Genomic DNA, 17,699 nt, shown 5'->3' with positions numbered 1-17,699 from the left:
CTCGCTCATGCGAACACCACCGCCGTCACCGTCACCAGCACCGCGCCGATCAGCACCCCGGCCAGGGCCCGGGGTAGCGCCGCGCGGTGCCAGGCCGCCAGCCCGGCTCCGGCCCCGGCGGTCGCCCGGCCGAGGCCGTTGACCGCGCCGTCCACGCCGGACACGTCGACCGCGGTGACCGCCTTCGACAGGGCCCGCACCGGCCGGACCACGAGCCGGTCCTGCACCGTGTCCAGGCCGAGGCCGCCCGCCAGGAACGCTCCGGCCTGGCCGAGCACCGCCGCCGGGTCTCCGGCGTCGGCGCGACGCCAGCCCCACCAGGCGGCAGCCACGCCGAGCGCGGCCAGGACCAGTGGCAGCACCAGCTCGACGCCCAGGTGGGCCAGTTCGTAGTCGGCGACCAGCGCGCCGACGCCCAGGCCCGCCGCGGGCACGGCGAGCAGCAGCAGCGGGGCGCGCATGGCCCAGCCGGGCTCATGCGCGTGCACCGCGCTGTCGCGGGCCGGGCCGAAGAAGGTCAGCAGCCACAGGCGGGTGGAGTACCAGGCGGTGAGCGCGACGCCGAGCAGCGCGGCCAGCCACAGCGCGGGCTGGGTGTGCAGCGCGCCGACGACGGCCTCCTTGCTGAAGAAGCCCACGAACGGCGGCAGGCCGACCAGCGCGCCGAGGCCGATGGTCATGGTCCAGAAGGTCAGCGGCATGTCCTTGCGCAGCCCGCCCATGCGCGACATCAGGTTGCTGCCCACCGCGTGGATCACCGAACCCGCGCACAGGAACAGCAGCGCCTTGAACGCGGCGTGGGCCAGCAGGTGGAACATCGCCGCGTCGACGGCCTTCGCGGACAGCGCGGCCATCATGTAGCCGAGCTGCGACACCGTCGACCAGGCCAGCACGCGTTTGATGTCGTCGGCGGCGGTCGCGGCCAGCGCGCCGAGCAGCAGCGTGATCCCGGCCATGGCCGCCATCACGGCCAGCGCCGTCGGGGAAGCCGCGAAAACCGGGAAAAGGCGGGCTACCACGTACACACCGGCGGCGACCATGGTGGCGGCGTGGATGAGGGCCGAGATCGGCGTCGGGCCCGCCATCGCGTCGGGCAACCAGGTGTGCAGCGGGAACTGCGCGCTCTTGCCGGCCACCCCGGCGAGCAGCAGCAGAGCCGCCGTCGTCACCGTCGCGCCGGACATCGCCGGGACGGCGGCCAGCACCTCGGTGATCCGGAAGCTGCCCGCGGTGACCCCGAGCAGCACGATGCCGAGCAGGAAGCCGACGTCGCCGACCCGGGTGACCAGGAACGCCTTCACCGCGGCGGCGGGGGCCTCGGGCAGCGTGCGGTCGTGCGCGATGAGCAGGTACGAGCAGGCGCCCATCACCTCCCAGCCGATCAGCAGGGAGATCAGGTCGCCGGAGAACACCACGGTCAGCATCGCGCCGGTGAAGATCGAGATCTGCGCGGCGTACGGGCCGTAGCGCCCGTCCCCGGCCAGGTAGCCCACCGAGTACACCTGCACGCACAGCGCGACCACGCCGACCGCCAGGGACATCAGCAGCGCGCGGGTGTCGACCAGCGCGGTCAGCGTCACCCCGAGGTCGCCGAAGCGCACCCAGGTCGCCGAGAACTCGCCCCGCGTGCCGTCGGCCAGCAGCAGCACCGTCAGCGCCAGGCTGATCGCCGCGCCCGCGATGCCCAGGGCCGCGCCCAGCGGCCGGTTGCGCATCGGCAGCAGCAGGCCGACCAGCCCGCAGACGAGCGGAGCGAGCACCAGAGTCGCGATCATGCCTGCTCCCCGGCCTGCGCGAGCGCGGGCTCCTCGGACGGCGCGGCGGCGCGCGGCTCGTCGTCGAGCGCCACCTGGTCGGTGTTGATGTCCTGGCGCAGCCGGAACAGCCGCAGCACGAGCGCCAGGCCCACGCCCACCTCGGCCGCCGCGATCACGATGACGAACAGCGCGAACACCTGGCCGGTCACGCGCTCGCGCAGGGTGTCGCCGGTGACCAGGATCAGGTTCACCGCGTTGAGCATCAGCTCGACCGACATCAGCACCAGCACCGCGTTGCGCCGCCGCAGCACGCCGTACGCGCCGAGCCCGAACAGCAGCGCCGCGGTCACCAGCGGGATCACCGGACGGATCATCGGCTGCTCCCCTGCGCGACCGCGTCGGCCGGGGCGTCGGCCGGCGGGGCGGACGGGCGCGACAGCACGATCGCGCCGACCAGCGCGGCCAGCAGCAGGATCGACAGCACCTCGAACGGCAGCACCCAGTCGTCGAAGATCGACCCGCCGATGCGCTCGGCCGTGCCGACCGCGGGCGGGGTGACCCGGAACTGCCCGAACACGGCGATGAACAGCGCCGACAGGCCCAGCCCGGAGGCCGCGCCGACCAGCGCCGCGGGCAGGGCCGGGCGGTCCAGGTCGGTGCTGCGGCCGATCGGCGCGCGGGTCAGCATCACCGCGAACAGCAGCAGCACGACCACCGCGCCGACGTAGATGAGCACCTGCACCCAGGCCGCGAACTCCGCGCCGAGCAGCAGGAACTCCACGGCGACCGCGCCCAGCGCGACGACCAGCCACAGGCCGGCCCGTACCAGCTGCTTGGTGGTCACCACCGCGAGCCCGCCCGCCACCGCGACCAGGCCGGCCACCGACAGCAGCACGTCCTGCAACGTCACGAGGCGCTCGCGCGCTTGGCCACGGCGGTCTCCTCCTTCGACGGCTCACCGAGCGGATCGTGCGGGGGCGGCGGCGGCACGGTGGCCATCCACTCGCCCAGCCGGTCCTTGTCGTGCATCAGGTCGCGGATGTCGTACTCGGCGTACTCGAACTCCGGGGACCAGTAGAGGGCGTCGAACGGGCACACCTCGATGCAGATGCCGCAGTACATGCACAGGGAGAAGTCGATGTCGAACCGGTCGAGGACGTTGCGCTGCCGCGGGCGGGCCGCGCCCGGCACCACGACCTCCTCCTTGTGCGAGTCGATGTAGATGCACCAGTCCGGGCACTCGCGCGAGCACAGCATGCACACCGTGCAGTTCTCCTCGCGCAGGGCGATCACGCCCCGGGAGCGCGGCGGCAGCTCAGGGGCCACGTCCGGATACTGCTGCGTCGTCGACGGGGTCACCAGGGTCTTCAGCGTGACCGCCAGACCCTTGCCGAGTCCCGCACCCGGAATGCTCATGCCTTCTCCTCGCTGCGCTCGTCGGCGGCACGAGTAACTGTGCTCATGATTCGCTCGCTGCGCTCGCTCATGTCTTCATCCTGCCGTTTGAGGAGTCACCACGCGAGTAGCAGGTCAGCTCAGCGCCACACGGACGCCGGCGGTCAGCACCAGCTGGGCCAGTGCCAGGGGCACCAGGACCAGCCAGCACAGGCGCTGCAGCTGGTCCTCGCGCAGCCGGGGCCAGGAGACCCGCAGCCAGATCACGACGAACGCCACCGCGCCGGTCTTGAGCAGCATCCACAGCCAGCCGACCGACTCGGCCCACGGGCCGTGCCAGCCGCCGAGGAACAGCGCCGCGGTCAGCGCCGAGATGACCACGATGCCGACGTACTCGGCGAGCAGGAAGAACGCGAAGCGCAGGCCGGTGTACTCGGTCATGTAGCCGAAGACCAGTTCGGAGTCGGCGATCGGCATGTCGAACGGGGGGCGGCGGATCTCGGCCAGCCCCGACACGAAGAAGACGATCGTCGCGGGCAGCTGCCACAGCAGCCACCACGGCTCCCACGCGGCCACGATGCCGGGCAGGCTGAGCGTGCCCGCGGCCATCGCGACGCTCGCCGCGGACAGCACGAACGGCAGCTCGTACCCGAGCAGCTGGGCCGCCGCGCGCAGGCCGCCCAGCAGCGAGTACTTGTTGGCCGAGGCCCACGCCGCCATGAGCACCGCGATCACGCCCACGCCGACGACCGCCAGCACGAAGAACAGGCCCACGTCGAGCGGCTGCCCGACCAGGTCGCCGGGCCCGAGCGGGATGACCAGCAGCACCAGCAGGTACGGCAGCAGCGCCACGGCGGGCGCGAGCCGGAACACGGGGCCGTCCGCGGCGCGCGGGGTCACGTCCTCCTTCTGCGCGAACTTCACGCCGTCGGCGATCAGCTGCGCCCAGCCGTGGAACGCGCCCGCGTACATCGGGCCGAGCCGGGCCTGCATGTGCGCCATCACCTTGTGCTCGGTCTGGCCGACCAGCAGCGGCAGCGTCAGGAACGCCACCGCCACCAGCGCCACCCTCAAGATCAATTCCCAGGTCATGCCGTCGGACCCCACTCCCCCGGCGCGGGCACGCCCGGCGGGCGGATCGCCTGGCGCTTGGAGCCGGTCTCCGACTCGCCCGGCTCCTTGGCCCCGGGCCACGGCTTGGCGACCCGGCTGGCCAGCACGAAGCTCTTGCGCAGCGGGTGGCCCTCGAACTCCGGCGGCAGCAGCAGCGGCTCCAGCGGGCCGGGGAACCCGATGCCGAACATCTCGTACGTCTCCCGCTCGTGCCACGCCGCGCCCGGGTACACGTCCACGGCCGAGGCGAGCGAGGCCCCGTCCACCGGCACCCGAGTGCGCACCAGCACACCGTGCCGCGCGCTCGTCGACCACAGGTGCGCGACCACGTCATAGCCCGCGTCCAGCTCGTCCACGGCCGACAGCCAGTCGAAGAAGTCGCAGCCCAGCTCGTCGCGCGCGGCGGTCAGCGCGGGCAGCCACGATCCGGCGGGCACGTCGACGACCGCGCGGGCGTACGCTCCGCCGCCCGACACGCCCGGCTGTGCGCCCGCGACGGCCTCCGCCAGGCGCGCTCCGATCTCCTCCGGCGTCATGCCCGGCATCCTATGCCCGCGACCGCCCACCATGCCCCACCTCACCGGCGGCGACCGTCCGAACGGCCCTGCGGGGCCTTTGATCAGACCCGCTATGCTGCGGCGGATTTCTGACACCCCTGGAGCTGCCCGTGACCGAACACCGCGAGTTCGCGGAGTTCTACAGCGCGTCGTTCCAGAAGCTCGCCGCCGCGCTGTACGTGTACACCGGGGACCTTGCCGAAGCCCAGGACGTGGTGCAGGAAGCCATGATCCGTGCGCTGGCCCGATGGTCGACCGTGTCCACGTACGACGAGCCGGCCGCGTGGGTGCGCCGGGTCGCCTGGAACATCGCCACCAGCCGCTGGCGGCGCGTGCGCCGTGGTCTCGAACTCGCCTCCCGCGGGCACCGCGAAGAGCTCGCGCCGGGCCCCGAACCTGACCGGGTGGCCATCGTGGCCGCGCTGTCCGACCTGCCCACCCGCCAGCGACAGGCGGTGATCCTGCACTATCTGGAGGATCTGCCGATCGCGGAGATCGCTGCGATGATCGGCGTGGCCGAGGGCACCGTGAAGTCCTGGCTGCACCGGGCCCGGACCACCCTCGCCGACCGGCTGTCCGAGCTGGCCCCGGAGGAGGTCGACCGTGTCTGACGACCTACGCCGCCTGCTCGCCGACGCCGGCCGAGCCGCTCTGCCGCACGTGCGCCCACCCGGTCACGAGGCCGCCCGCCGGACGCTGCGGCGACGCCGGGTCACGCGGGTGTCGGGGTTGGCCGTGGTGCTGGCGCTGGCGCTCGTCCTCGGCACGAACCTCATCCCGCGGTCCACCTCGCCGGTGCCGCCGCTGCTGCCGACCCCGTCCACGGGCCCGACCGTCGACCCGTCGGCCTCGCCGTCCTGGCCCGCGGCGACGCCGACGGCCCTGCCGTCGACGACCCCCGTGCCGTCACCTGGCCCGGGTGGCTCGCCGTCACCCGGAACGACGCCACGGCCGACCGGGCAGCCGGTGGTGAACCCGGACCCGGGCGCCAGCCCCTCCCCGTCCCCCTCGCCGCCGCCGCCCGCCTGCGTGGACATCGTGATCCCGCAGATCACCAATGCGGCGACGCCCGCCCCCGCCTCGATCACGTTCAGCATCGCCCCGGCCGACCTGGACCGGCTCTGCGAGGGCTGGGCGATCCACGTGAGCTGGGCGTCCTACCGCACCTACGACGCGCAGGTCCAGATGTACACCGGCGGCGACGACTTCGTGCTCACCGCCGCGTCGCCGACCCGGACCCGCCGGCTCGGCGGCGAGTACGGCTGCCCCGGCGATCGCTACTTCTCCTTCGGCAGCCTCCCGACGCTGCCCGACACGTTCCCCCGTGGCGAGCATCTCGACCTGCCGTCGTGGGCGCCGGGCCGCACCACGGGCGTCTTCCTGCGCCACTACCTGGTGCCGCCGGCGGACTGCTGAGACCGCGGCGTCACACGCCCGGGATCGCGCCGTTGCGGAACAGGTCGACGAAGAGCTGGTGGTCGCCACGGGCCTGGGCGCCGTACGCGTGCGCGAACTCGACCAGTCCGCCGACGAATCCCGCCTCGTCCCGGTCGAGTTCGGCCACGATCGCCTCCTCGGTGGAGAAGTCGACCAGGTCGTGGCTCGACTCGTCGTCGGCGACCGAGTGCATGCGGGCCACCGCGCGGCCCAGCTCGCGCACCACGCTGACCAGCTCGTCGGGCTCGTTGACGTCGGACCAGTCCAGGTCGGCGGCGTACGGCGAGACCTCGGCGACGAGCTGCCCGACCCCGTCCAGCTCGGTGTAGCCCAGCCAGGCGTCGGCGGCGGCCTGCAGGGCGCGCTGCGACTCGGCGGTGCGGTGGCCCTGGTGCAGGAAGTAGCCGCGTACCCGGGCGTCGTCGATGTGCCGGGCCACGGCCGGGGTCTGCGCCTGCTTCATGTAGACGACCACGTCGTTCTCCAGCGCCTGGGTGTGCCCCTCCAGCAGCAGGCTGTACGACGGCAGCCCCGCCGAGCCGATGCCCACTCCCTTGCGCAGCACCACGTCCTTGATCGTGCGCTCGACGCCGGAGTGGCCGTTGTGCGCGTGGTGCGGGTTCAGCGTGCCGAGGTAGCCGCGGAAGGCCTCCTCCACCGCGGCCCGGGTCGGCGCGTCGATCCGGAACACGCCCTCGCGCTCGACGAAGCGCCGCTCATACCGGTCGATCACGGTCATGCCCTGCAGCAGGTCCACCCGGGTGTTCAGGCGGGCCTGCTGGAGCACCCGGTGCAGCGGGCCGGTGGTGGTGGACAGGGTCAGCGAGCCGATGGCGTCGTCGCCGCCGAGCGCGATCGCGCGCAGCTCGGCCAGGTAAGCCCCGGCGAAGTCCTTGATCAGGTAGCTGATGGTCTCGTCGGACAGCGCCTTGGCGTAACCGAGCAGGGCGATGCTGGCGCACAGCCGCCGCAGGTCCCACAGGAACGGGCCGACGTACGCCTCGTCGAAGTCGTTGACGTTGAAGACCAGCACGCCCTCGGCGTTCATGTAGGTGCCGAAGTTCTCCGCGTGCAGGTCGCCGTGGATCCACACCCGGCTGGTCTGCGGGGTCAGGAACGTGTCGTCGGCGTACTGCCCGGTCATGTCGGCGTAGAACAGGGACGCGCTGCCGCGGTAGAACGCGAACGCGCTGGACGCCATCTTGCGGAACTTGCGCCGGAACGCGGCCGGCTCCGCCGTCATCAGCGGCCCGAACTCGGTGACCAGCACATCCAGGATCTGCTCGGATCGCGTCATGGGTGGACGCTAACGCGCCGTCGCAACGTGCGGCGGCAGAAACAGGACAGGTCAGGCAGGTGGTGACACGATCGGGGCGGTCAGCGCGGCCGGGTCGGGGCGGTGCACGCCGCCGAAGCCGGACTGCTCCGCGGCGATCTTCTCCTGCAGGCGCAGGATGCCGTGCAGCAGCGCCTCGGGGCGCGGCGGGCAGCCGGGCACGTAGACGTCCACCGGGATGATCTGGTCCACGCCCTTGGTCACCGAGTACGAGTCCCAGTACGGCCCGCCGCAGTTGCTGCACGCGCCGAAGGAGATGACGTACTTCGGCTCGGGCATCTGGTCGTACAACCGCTTGATGGCCGGGGCCATCTTGTCGGTGACCGTGCCCGACACGACCATCAGGTCGGCCTGGCGGGGGCCGTGCGCGAACGGGATCACGCCCAGCCGCATGAAGTCGTGCCGCCCCATGCTGCTGGCGATGAACTCGATCGCGCAGCAGGCCAGCCCGAAGTTGAACACCCACAGCGAGTAGCGCCGACCCCAGTTCAGCACGAACTTGATCGGATCTCCGAGCACCGAGGGCAGGGCCATACCGGGAAGCCTAAACCTTGGGGGCGGATCGGACCCAGCGCGTCCTCGTCACGCCACCGGCGGGACGTAGCCCAACCACGCCTCGACCTCCTCCTGGGTCAGGATGCGGTCGACGCGGACCTGCGCGGTGATCGGGAAACGCCGCCCCGGCCGCCAGTGGCGGCTGTAGCGGGCGTCGTCCAGCACCAGGATGCGCGAGCCGCTGACCACGGCGATGTCGGCCGGGCCGGCCTCGTTGCGCATGGTCGCGCCGGTCGCGTCGGTGAGGTGGAAGGCGTCGTCCACATGCTCCAGCACGGTGCCGTCCGGCCCGTGCTGGAACGCGCTGACCCAGCGCGCGTCGGGCCGCTTGCCCTGCACCAGGCCCGCGCCGATGAGCGCGTCGGCGAGCAGCGTCTGCAGCTGGAAGTTGTCGGCCACGCCGCTGACGAACACCATCGCCCCGCGCCGGGTCGGCCGGTGCAGCACCAGCAGGTGCTCGTCGATGATGCGCAGCGCGAGGATGAGCCGCATGAACGCGGGCGCGGCCGAGTGCAGCGGGTCGACCTGCGCGGTCCAGGGGGCGCGATCGCCGAGCTGGGCCCGCGCCTCGGCGTGGTGCAGGCAGGCGACCGCGGCCAGGGCCCAGTGCGGAGCGTCGCGCCACGCCGCGACCAGCGGCATCGCCCGGTCCGGGCCGAGCTGCGAGGCCAGCAGTCCGGTCGCCACGGTGATGTCCATCTGCGTGCGCTCCGGCAGCGGCCGTCCGCCGCCGTACCCCAGCCAGGCGTCGATGAACGCGTGCGTGCCGGTCAGCGCGCTGCCGAGGCGTTCCAGCACGATCCGGGTGAGCGGGCCGGGCGAGCCGCCCAGCTCGACCAGCGCGCCCGCGGCGGTGGCCGCGGTAGCCGCGACGAACGGGATCGGCGCCGCGCCGATGGCCGGGGCCAGATGGGTCACCGCCGGGGTCAGCTCGTGCGCCGGGGCGAGCCGCGCGGCCTGCACCAGCGGTGCCACCGCGGCCAGCGCGGAGTTCACGTCCTGGCCGAGGATGAGCTGGTGGAACCGCTGAACCTGCTGCACGAACATGTGGCGTGCACCCTCCCCTGAGGTCTGTCCGCGAGACGTGAAGCTAGCTGGCCGGAGCCGCCGCGGGCAGCGGTTCGCGGTTCTCGGTGACGGCCGGGTCGCCGCCGAGGTCGTACCCGCGCAGCAGCACCAGCGCGATGCCCACGATAAGACCCGGCACCACGGTGAACCCGAGCAGCACTCCCGTCTTCGCGAGATCGCTCTGCGCGACCGTCTCACCTGCGGTGGTGGAGATGTAACCGAACAGCTGGAGCACGATGCCGAAGATGAACGGCCCCAGCGCCAGGCCCAGGGTCTCCCCCGCGGTCCACACCCCGGTGAACACCCCCGCCTGCCGCTTGCCGGTCCGCGCGGTGTCGTACGCGATGCAGTCGGGCAGCATCGACAGGCCGAACAGCTGTTGGCCGGCGTAGCCGAAGCCCATCACCGCGATGATCGAGTAGATCGTCCAGTGCGGCAGCAGCGGGGCGGCCGCGAGCGCGAGCGTCGCCACGGTGAGCGTGATCGAGGCGACCACGTAGCCCTTGAGCTTGCCGAGGCGTTCGCCGACCCGCCGCCAGAGCGGCATCACGAACAGCGCCGGGCTGACCACGACCACGAACAGGGCCGTGGTGGTGCCCGCGTCGCCGAGCACATGCTTGGCGAAGTACTCGACGCCGCCGAGCATGCAGGCCACGCCGGTCGACTGGGCCACGAAGCAGGCGACCAGCACCCGGAACGGGCGGTTCGCGGCGACCACCTTGAGCTGGGCGCGCAGCGACGGCTCACTGGCGGTGATGGCGCCGGTCGGGGCGGAGCGGGTGCTCACGAAGACGATCAGGGTGCCGGCCACCATGATCGTCGCGACGAACAGCGCCATCCAGCGGTAGCCGGGCAGGCCGCCGCCCATCGCGTCGCGGATGATCGGGGCCATCGCGCCGGATACCAGGATCGAGGTGGCCAGCAGCGCGACCCGCCAGGTCATCAGCCGGGTGCGCTCGGAGTAGGAGCTGGTCATCTCGGCGGGCATGGCGACGTAGGGCACCTGGAAGAACGCGAACGCGGTGGCCGTGAGCAGGAACATCACCGCGACGTACAGGCCCGCCTGGCCGCCGTCGCCGAACGGGGCGGCGAACAGCAGCGCGAACAGCACGGCCATGCCGAGGCCGGCGAAGAGCAGGTAGGGGCGGCGGGCGCCCCAGCGGGTCTGGGTGCGGTCCGAGATCCGGCCGACCACGGGGTTGAGCATGACGTCCCAGGCCTTGGGGAGCAGCACGAGCAGTCCCGCCAGGCCGGCGGCGACACCCAGGGTGTCGGTCAGGTACGGCAGCAGCAGCAGGCCCGGGACGGTGCCGAAAGCACCGGTCACCAGGGAGCCGAGCGAATATCCGACTCGCACTCGAGTGGGAAGCGCTTCGTCCGGGGCCTCCATCACCTCCACACTGGATGTCATGAGCGCGGATGGTACGGGAGGCGAGTGAATGCTGGTACCTGCCGGTGTGGCAGCTGGCCATCCGGCCACCGCTGAGGTAGGCCTTCGGGTACTGCGGATGGGCGGAACGGCGGCCGACGCGGGGGTGGCCGCGGCCCTCGCCGCCTGCGTCGCCGAGACCATCTTCACGGGGCTGGGCGGCGGCGGATTCGCCACGTACTACGAATCTTCGACCGGGCGCGTTACCTGCCTTGATTTCTTCGTAGCGATGCCTGGCCTGGATGGGGATCGTAAGGCAGAGCCGATGACGCCGATCGCGGTGCGGTTCGGCGAGGTGCCGCTGCCGTACGAGATCGGCGGAGCCTCCGTCGCGGTGCCCGGCCTGCCCGCCGGATGTGGCGAGATTCACTCACGTTGGGGGGCGCTGCCCTGGGCGGACGTCGTCGCGCCCGCCGCCGAACTGGCCCGCACGGGCGTGGCCATGCCGTTCGCGCATGCGATCACGCTGCCCTCGCTGATCGAGGCCATGCTGCCCGGCCAGGGCGGCCCGGCGTACGCCCCGGGCGGGCGGCTGCTGCAGGGCGGGGACCGGCTGTTCCACGCCGGGCTCGCCGACGCGCTGGAGATCATCGCCGCGGAGGGTCCGGCCACCTGCTACACCGGCAAGCTCGGCGCCGCCGTCGTCGAATCGGTCCGCGCCGACGGCGGGGCGCTCGGGCCGCTCGACCTGTCCGCGTACCAGGTGCTCGAACGGGCCGTGACCACCGCCGAGCTGGCCGGGCACACCGTGCACGGGCGCGCCGACCTCAACCGCACCGTGCAGACTCTGCGCGGGCTGCCCCCGGACCTCGCCGACCTGCCGCGGCCCGAACGCGCCGTGGTGCTGGCCGGGGCGCTCGACGTACGCGGCCCCGACGACCGGCTCGGCGACACCACCAACGTCACGGCCGTCGACGCGGCCGGCAACGCCTGCGTCATCACCACCACCCTCGGCCTCGGCTCCGGGGTCTGGCTACCGGGGCTGGGCGTGCACCTGAACTCCATGCTCGGCGAGGGCGAGCTGTACTCCGGCGAGCTGGCCCCCGGCGAGCGCCTCGCCTCGATGATGTGCCCGCTCGTGGTGCTCGACCCCGACGGCGGGCTGCGGCTGGCGATCGGCTCCGCCGGGGCGTCGCGTATCCGCTCCGCGCTCCTGCGCACCCTGATCGGGGTGCTCGTCGACAGCCTGGACACCCCGGACGCCGTACGCGCCCCCCGCCTGCACCCCGTCGACGACATCGTCCACGTCGAACCCCACTTCCCCGTCCCCGAGGAGATGGCCCTGGCCGAAGCCGGCTACACCGTCAACCGCTGGCCCTCCCGCAGCCACTACTTCGGCGGCGTCTCCGCCATCGGCGCCGCCGGCGCCTCCGGCGACCCCCGCCGCGGCGGCGCCGCCCGCCTCACAGGTTGACCCCCCCACCGCGTTGATCATGAACTTATGGACGTGTTCGACGGCGTGTCCCTACCTTGGCGCCGTGATCATCCGCTGGCAGGTGGGCGCCGTCAGTTGACGGCGGAGGGGGCGACGTGGTCGCCGCGGAAGGGGACACCCTCGGCGGTGAGGCGGCGACGGGCCTCGTTCTCGTGGCCGGGGGGCAACCGGCCGCCCGCGCCGACGACCCGGTGCCAGGGCACCCCGCCGCCGTGCCGGGCCATGATCGTGCCGACGCGGCGCGCCGAGTTGCGGCCCGATTCGTCGGCCAGGGCGTCGGCGATCGCGCCATAGGTCATCACCCGGCCGGGTGGAATCTGCTCGACCATCCGCAGCACCGCTTCGGTGTACTCCTCCGGCGTCATGCGCGCCAGGCTAGTTGACCACGGCCCCAAGGCAGCGACACGCCGTCGAACACGTCCATAGGTTCATGATCAACGCGGAAGGCGCGTGGCCAGTGGGTGGGATCGGTGCGGGGGGAGGGGGAGGTGGGGCGGCAGAATGGGTTGATGCGTGCAGTGGTCACCCGGGCTCGTCGGGTGGTGGTGAAGGTGGGGTCGTCGTCGTTGACGACGGCCGCCGGAGGGTTGGATCCGGAGCGGTTGGCGGCGCTGGTGGGGGCGCTGTGCAGCGTTGACGACCGGGACCGACCGCGGGAGGTCGTGCTGGTGTCGTCGGGGGCGATCGCGGCGGGGCTGGCTCCGCTGGGGCTGGCGCGGCGACCGCGGGACCTGGCCACGCAGCAGGCGGCGGCGAGCGTGGGCCAGGGGCGGCTGATGCACGCGTACACCGAGGAGTTCGGGCGGCACGGGCGGACGGTCGGGCAGGTGCTGCTGACCGTGGACGACGTGACGCGGCGGGCGCACTACCGCAACGCGCACCGTACGCTGCGCAAACTGCTCGACATGCGGGCCGTGCCGATCATCAACGAGAACGACACGGTGGCCACCGAGGAGATCAGGTTCGGCGACAACGACCGGCTGGCCGCGCTGGTGGCCGCCCTCGTCCAGGCCGACCTGCTGGTGCTGCTGTCGGACGTGGACGCCCTCTACACCGGCCATCCGTCGCAGCCGGGCTCCCGGAAGGTCGCCGAGGTCACCGACTTCGCGCAGCTCGCCGAGGTGTCGGTGAGCGGCGCGGGCAGCGCCGGGGTGGGCACCGGCGGCATGGTCACCAAGGTCGAGGCGGCCCGCATCGCGACCGACGCGGGCATCCCGGTGGTGCTGACGGCCGCCCCGCTGGCCGCCGCGGCCCTGTCCGGCGAGCCGGTGGGCACGCTCTTCCACGCCGCGGGCGTACGCGCGACCGCCCGCCTGCACTGGCTCGCCCACGCCACCACCGCCCGCGGCCGCCTGCACCTGGACGCGGGCGCGGTCACCGCCGTGGTCGACCGCCGCGCCTCCCTGCTCCCGGCCGGCATCACCCGCGTCGACGGCGCGTTCACCGCCGGCGACCCCGTCGACCTGATCGACATCGCCGGCCGCGCCGTGGCCCGTGGCCTGGTCAACTACGACGCCCTGGAACTGCCGGGCCTGCTCGGCCGCTCCACCGGCGAACTGGCCGCCACCCTCGGCCCCGCCTACGAACGCGAGGTAATCCACCGCGACGACCTCGTCCTGCTGTAAGGAAGGGCACCTTGTTATCGCTATGCGTAGAGGAAGGGCACCTTCCCATCGCGCCATGCGGGTTGAGCTGCGGCTTTGCGGCGAGCGCAGGGCAGGCGGGCGGCTCGCGCCGGGCCCGCGTCCCGGTTGACGCGGGCGCGCCGACCAACTTCAGCACCCACGGAAGGCGGGAAACGACATGAGCGTCATCGAGCAGGCGACGCGCGCCCGGACGGCGGCACAGGTGCTGGCCACGGCGTCGCGCAAGGCCAAGGACGCCGGGCTGGCGGCGATGGCCGACGCGCTCGCCGCGCGTACCCCCGAGATTTTGCAAGCCAACGGTCTGGACGTGGCCGCGGCGCGCGAGCAGGGCACCCCCGAGTCGACCGTGGACCGGCTCGCGCTCAGCGAGTCGCGGCTGGCCGGCATGGCCGACGGCCTGCGCCAGATCGCGGGCCTGCCCGACCCGGTCGGCGAGGTGGTACGCGGCGGCACCCTGCCCAACGGCCTGCAGGTGCGCCAGCTGCGGGTGCCGTTCGGCGTCGTCGGCATCATCTACGAGGCCCGCCCGAACGTCACCGCCGACGCGGCCGGGCTGACCCTCAAGTCCGGCAACGCGGTGCTGCTGCGCGGCTCCGGCTCGGCGGCCCGCTCCAACGCGGCGATCGTCGCCGTGCTGCGCGACGCGCTGGTCCAGGCGGGGCTGCCCGCCGACGCGGTGCAGCTGGTCGACTCGGCCACCCGGGACACCGTCAAGGAGCTGATGCGGGCGCGCGGGCTGGTCGACGTGCTGATCCCGCGGGGCGGCGCGTCGCTGATCCGCACCGTGGTCGAGGAGTCCTCGGTCCCGGTGATCGAGACCGGCGTCGGCAACTGCCACCTCTACGTCGACGAGTCCGCCGACCTGGACATGGCGCTGACCATCCTGCTCAACGCGAAGGTGCAGCGGCCGTCGGTGTGCAACGCGGCCGAGTCGCTGCTGGTGCACGCGGCCGTCGCCGACACGTTCCTGCCGAAGGCCCTGGCCGCGCTGCGCGAGCAGGGCGTGACCGTGCACGGATCGCCGGAGGTCGCGGCGTACTCCGCGGACGTCGTGGCGGCGACCGAGGAGGACTGGGGCACCGAGTACCTGGCCCTGGAGCTGTCCGCGCGGGTCGTGCCGTCGCTGGACGAGGCTGTCGCGCACATCCGGCGGTACGGCTCCGGCCACTCCGAGGCGATCATCACCTCGTCGCTGCCCGCCGCGAACCGGTTCACGGCACAGGTCGACGCGGCGGCGGTGCTGGTGAACGCCTCGACCCGCTTCGTCGACGGCGGCGAACTCGGCTTCGGCGCGGAGATCGGCATCTCCACCCAGAAGCTGCACGCCCGCGGCCCCATGGGCCTACCCGAACTGACCAGCACCAAATACGTCATCACCGGCGAAGGCCACGTCCGAGCCTGACCGACCTGCGCCCGGCGCGCGCCGCGCCTCCGGCGCAGGCAGGTGGGCCAGGCGCGCCGCCCGGCCGCCGCGGGTGGTCAGAGGAGGGTGGACTGGCCGGGTGGGGTGATCTCGTACAGGGCGCGGATGACGTTGAGGGTGAGGTGTACGTCGAAGGTCTCGCCGTCCTCGGAGTCCCAGCCCCCGTCGGTGCGCTGTGTCTCGGCCAGGCGGCGCTTGGCGGCGATCATCGTCCAGTCGTCGGCTGACACGCCGACCCGGCGCATCGAGGCCGCCATGGCGGCGGCATCGGCGGGGGCCATCGCGGGCAGGCGCTCGCCGAGCACCGCCTGCATGCGCGCGGCCTCGTAGAACATGTCCTGGCGGTACATCACGGCCGCGCCGAGCCACCCGGTGACCAGGTAGGACGGCCAGGTGCCGTCCGAGTTGAGGCTGGCCTTGATGAACTCCGCGCCGCGCAGGGCCGCGTCGGCGTACGGGATCGGCGTCGGGTCACCGTACGGCAGTGACGAGCGCACGTCGAGCCCCATCACGGTCAGCCAGAACGTGGCGTTCGCGGTCAGGTAGAGCGTCGCCTCCGGGTCGCCGGGCTGCGCCCACTCGGGCGCGTCCGCGGCGAGTTCCTTGGCCTCCTGCCAGCTGCCGTCGGCGGCCTGGCGACCGGCCAGCCAGTCGAAGGCGCGCTTGACGCCGGGCCGCGCGAGCGCGCCGAGGTCGTCGAGCTGGGCGAGCCGGAAACAGGTGACGTCGACGGATGGGATCTTGCCGCGCTGGGTGGCGAACCAGCCACCGCCGTCGGCCTGTCCGGCTTCGGCCGCGGCGAGGATGTCCTCGGCGGGCGAAACGCCGGTACGCAGGTATGACAGGCGTGCCCGGTCGACCGGGTCGCCCTTCTTCACCACGAATCCGATAGCCGCGTCGAGATCCACCACGGTCATCGAGGGTACGTGCCCGGTGACCCTCCGGCCTCATCAGGTTGGTCAAGGTCAACAGAACGGGCGGGTGAAATAAATTCGGAAACAGCCGTTTCCAGCCTCCGTGACGACCTACAAAAGCGCCGTACGGCGGCGTTTTCCAGCTTCGGGAGCACGCCGCGAGACGAACCTCACGCATGGACGGTGATCGAAGTCACAGCCGGATTCCCGACAACCGCGCCCACCTACCGGGCCGCGCGTCGGGCGGTTGCCGATCGCGCTCCGCCGGCCCGTGCCGCGAAGCGCGGTGCGGCGTCCGGCAACGGCGGAGGCCGGCGACTTCATCAGTCGCCGGCCTCCGCGGTGCGGACCGGATGGTCCGGGCTGGACCTCAGTAGCTGGGCAGGGAGGGGTCGACGGTCTTGACCCAGGCGAGCACGCCGCCCTGGACGTGGACCGCGTCGGAGAACCCGGCCGCCTTCAGCGCGGCGAGCGCCTCGGCGGACCGCACGCCCGACTTGCAGTGCAGCACGATCTGCTTGTCCTGCGGCAGCTTGGCCAGCGCCTCGCCGGACAGGATCTCGCCCTTGGGGATCAGCACACTGCCCGGGATGCGCACGATCTCGTACTCGGCCGGCTCGCGCACGTCGACGAGCAGGAAGTCCTTGTCGGCGTCCTGCCACTCCTTGAGCTCGCGGGCGGTGATGGTCGAGTCGATCACGGCCTCGGCCGCCTCGGCGGAGACCGCGCCGCAGAACGCCTCGTAGTCGCCGAGCAGCTCGGTGACGGTCGGGTTCTCGCCGCACAGGACGCAGGACGGGTCCTTGCGAACCTTGATCTTGCGGTACGTCATCTCCAGCGCGTCGTACACCATCAGCGACCCGACCAGCGGCTCGCCGATGCCGGTGAGCAGCTTGATCGCCTCGGTCACCTGGATCGAGCCGATGCTGGCGCACAGCACGCCCAGCACGCCGCCCTCGGCGCACGACGGGACCATGCCGGGCGGCGGCGGCTCCGGGTAGAGGCAGCGGTAGCAGGGGCCGTGCTCGGCCCAGAAGACGCTGGCCTGGCCGTCGAAGCGGTAGATCGAGCCCCACACGTACGGCTTGCCGAGCAGCACCGCGGCGTCGTTGACCAGGTAACGCGTGGCGAAGTTGTCGGTGCCGTCGACGATCAGGTCGTACTGCCCGAAGATCTCGAAGACGTTGTCCCGGTCGATCGCGGTGTCGTGGATGACCACGTTGACGTACGGGTTGATCTCCCGGACGCTGTTGGCGGCCGACTCGGCCTTGGGCCGGCCGATGTCCGACTGGCCGTGAATGATCTGGCGCTGCAGGTTCGACTCGTCGACGGTGTCGAACTCGACGATGCCCAGCGTGCCGACACCGGCCGCGGCCAGGTACATCAGCGCGGGCGAGCCGAGCCCTCCGGCGCCGACACACAGCACCTTGGCGTTCTTGAGCCGCTTCTGCCCCTCGACGCCCACGTCGGGGATGATCAGATGGCGGCTGTAGCGGCGGATCTCGTCCACCGAGAGCGACTCGGCAGGCTCCACAAGCGGCGGCAACGACATAGGCACATTCTCGCTCGCCGCGGTAGGGAATGCCATGATCTCCAACCCGCTGGGATGCGAGTTGCATCACGCGCTGATCAGC

At 72.4% G+C, this 17,699-nt stretch carries 18 protein-coding genes; 5 read left to right on the top strand and 13 right to left on the bottom strand.

Translation table 11 applies throughout. The features are described 5' to 3' along the window. Positions 1 to 5: 5 nt before the first annotated feature. From AB0B66_RS29515 to AB0B66_RS29490, 6 genes are all read right to left on the bottom strand, one after another. Positions 6 to 1,775, bottom strand: coding sequence for an NADH-quinone oxidoreductase subunit L (locus AB0B66_RS29515; RefSeq protein WP_360536090.1), 1,770 nt, complete (start codon positions 1,773 to 1,775; stop codon positions 6 to 8). After that, positions 1,772 to 2,128, bottom strand: coding sequence for an NADH-quinone oxidoreductase subunit NuoK (nuoK, locus tag AB0B66_RS29510; RefSeq protein WP_360536194.1), 357 nt, complete (start codon positions 2,126 to 2,128; stop codon positions 1,772 to 1,774). Before nuoK ends, AB0B66_RS29515 begins: the two co-directional genes overlap by 4 nt. Continuing rightward, complete coding sequence (locus AB0B66_RS29505; RefSeq protein WP_360536088.1) at positions 2,128 to 2,667, bottom strand: NADH-quinone oxidoreductase subunit J; 540 nt, start codon at positions 2,665 to 2,667, stop codon at positions 2,128 to 2,130. The genes nuoK and AB0B66_RS29505 overlap by 1 nt, the downstream gene beginning before the upstream one ends. Further along, complete coding sequence (locus AB0B66_RS29500; RefSeq protein WP_120317202.1) at positions 2,664 to 3,173, bottom strand: NADH-quinone oxidoreductase subunit I; 510 nt, start codon at positions 3,171 to 3,173, stop codon at positions 2,664 to 2,666. Before AB0B66_RS29500 ends, AB0B66_RS29505 begins: the two co-directional genes overlap by 4 nt. 114 nt (positions 3,174 to 3,287) lie before the next feature. Continuing rightward, entirely contained in the window at positions 3,288 to 4,244 is a 957-nt protein-coding gene (locus tag AB0B66_RS29495; protein WP_360536086.1) for a complex I subunit 1 family protein, read from the bottom strand. Continuing rightward, the gene (locus AB0B66_RS29490) at positions 4,241 to 4,801 is read right to left on the bottom strand and encodes an NADH-quinone oxidoreductase subunit C (RefSeq protein WP_360536084.1); all 561 of its coding nucleotides are present in this window, start codon (positions 4,799 to 4,801) and stop codon (positions 4,241 to 4,243) included. The genes AB0B66_RS29495 and AB0B66_RS29490 overlap by 4 nt, the downstream gene beginning before the upstream one ends. A 131-nt stretch (positions 4,802 to 4,932) precedes the next feature. Here AB0B66_RS29490 and AB0B66_RS29485 point away from each other — a divergent pair, with 131 nt between their 5' ends. Further along, on the top strand, positions 4,933 to 5,433 hold the full coding sequence (locus tag AB0B66_RS29485; protein WP_360536082.1) for a SigE family RNA polymerase sigma factor: 501 nt from the start codon (positions 4,933 to 4,935) through the stop codon (positions 5,431 to 5,433). Then, positions 5,426 to 6,238 (top strand): hypothetical protein, encoded by an 813-nt coding sequence (locus AB0B66_RS29480; RefSeq protein ID WP_360536080.1) that lies wholly within the window; start codon positions 5,426 to 5,428, stop codon positions 6,236 to 6,238. The genes AB0B66_RS29485 and AB0B66_RS29480 overlap by 8 nt, the downstream gene beginning before the upstream one ends. A 10-nt stretch (positions 6,239 to 6,248) precedes the next feature. Here the strand turns inward: AB0B66_RS29480 and AB0B66_RS29475 are convergent, their stop codons facing one another. From AB0B66_RS29475 to AB0B66_RS29460, 4 genes are read right to left on the bottom strand one after another with little or no spacing between them, the layout of a single operon-like run. Next, positions 6,249 to 7,556, bottom strand: coding sequence for a DUF2252 domain-containing protein (locus AB0B66_RS29475; RefSeq protein WP_360536078.1), 1,308 nt, complete (start codon positions 7,554 to 7,556; stop codon positions 6,249 to 6,251). 51 nt (positions 7,557 to 7,607) lie between these two features. Beyond that, complete coding sequence (locus tag AB0B66_RS29470) at positions 7,608 to 8,129, bottom strand: NADH-quinone oxidoreductase subunit B (RefSeq protein ID WP_144121717.1); 522 nt, start codon at positions 8,127 to 8,129, stop codon at positions 7,608 to 7,610. Between the two features lie 48 nt (positions 8,130 to 8,177). After that, positions 8,178 to 9,197 carry a hypothetical protein gene (locus AB0B66_RS29465; protein ID WP_360536076.1) on the bottom strand — a complete coding sequence of 340 codons (1,020 nt, stop codon included), beginning with the start codon at positions 9,195 to 9,197 and terminating at the stop codon, positions 8,178 to 8,180. 43 nt (positions 9,198 to 9,240) lie between these two features. After that, entirely contained in the window at positions 9,241 to 10,629 is a 1,389-nt protein-coding gene (locus tag AB0B66_RS29460) for an MFS transporter (RefSeq protein ID WP_360536074.1), read from the bottom strand. Positions 10,630 to 10,657: 28 nt separating this feature from the next. On the opposite strand from AB0B66_RS29460, the gene AB0B66_RS29455 reads away from it, so the two are divergent. After that, a complete protein-coding gene (locus tag AB0B66_RS29455) occupies positions 10,658 to 12,061 on the top strand; it encodes a gamma-glutamyltransferase (protein ID WP_360536072.1) in 1,404 nt (467 codons plus the stop codon). 92 nt (positions 12,062 to 12,153) lie between these two features. On the opposite strand, the gene AB0B66_RS29450 is transcribed toward AB0B66_RS29455, so the two are convergent. Next, on the bottom strand, positions 12,154 to 12,447 hold the full coding sequence (locus AB0B66_RS29450) for an MGMT family protein (protein WP_360536070.1): 294 nt from the start codon (positions 12,445 to 12,447) through the stop codon (positions 12,154 to 12,156). Positions 12,448 to 12,591: 144 nt separating this feature from the next. On the opposite strand from AB0B66_RS29450, the gene proB reads away from it, so the two are divergent. Both proB and AB0B66_RS29440 read left to right on the top strand, forming a co-directional pair. Next, complete coding sequence (gene proB, locus AB0B66_RS29445; protein ID WP_360536068.1) at positions 12,592 to 13,707, top strand: glutamate 5-kinase; 1,116 nt, start codon at positions 12,592 to 12,594, stop codon at positions 13,705 to 13,707. A 178-nt stretch (positions 13,708 to 13,885) separates the two neighbouring features. Beyond that, positions 13,886 to 15,130 carry a glutamate-5-semialdehyde dehydrogenase gene (locus AB0B66_RS29440; RefSeq protein ID WP_360536066.1) on the top strand — a complete coding sequence of 415 codons (1,245 nt, stop codon included), beginning with the start codon at positions 13,886 to 13,888 and terminating at the stop codon, positions 15,128 to 15,130. A gap of 77 nt (positions 15,131 to 15,207) precedes the next feature. Here the strand turns inward: AB0B66_RS29440 and AB0B66_RS29435 are convergent, their stop codons facing one another. Together AB0B66_RS29435 and moeZ are read right to left on the bottom strand one after the other, a co-directional pair. Then, positions 15,208 to 16,068, bottom strand: a complete 861-nt coding sequence (locus tag AB0B66_RS29435) for a squalene--hopene cyclase (RefSeq protein ID WP_360536064.1) — start codon at positions 16,066 to 16,068, stop codon at positions 15,208 to 15,210. A 367-nt stretch (positions 16,069 to 16,435) separates the two neighbouring features. After that, complete coding sequence (moeZ, locus tag AB0B66_RS29430) at positions 16,436 to 17,617, bottom strand: adenylyltransferase/sulfurtransferase MoeZ (RefSeq protein WP_360536062.1); 1,182 nt, start codon at positions 17,615 to 17,617, stop codon at positions 16,436 to 16,438. Positions 17,618 to 17,699 lie beyond the last annotated feature (82 nt).

Origin of the sequence: Catellatospora sp. NPDC049111 (assembly GCF_040648615.1) — a bacterium.
Lineage (GTDB): Bacteria > Actinomycetota > Actinomycetes > Mycobacteriales > Micromonosporaceae > Catellatospora > Catellatospora aurea.
This window is presented reverse-complemented; position numbering and strand designations above follow the sequence as displayed.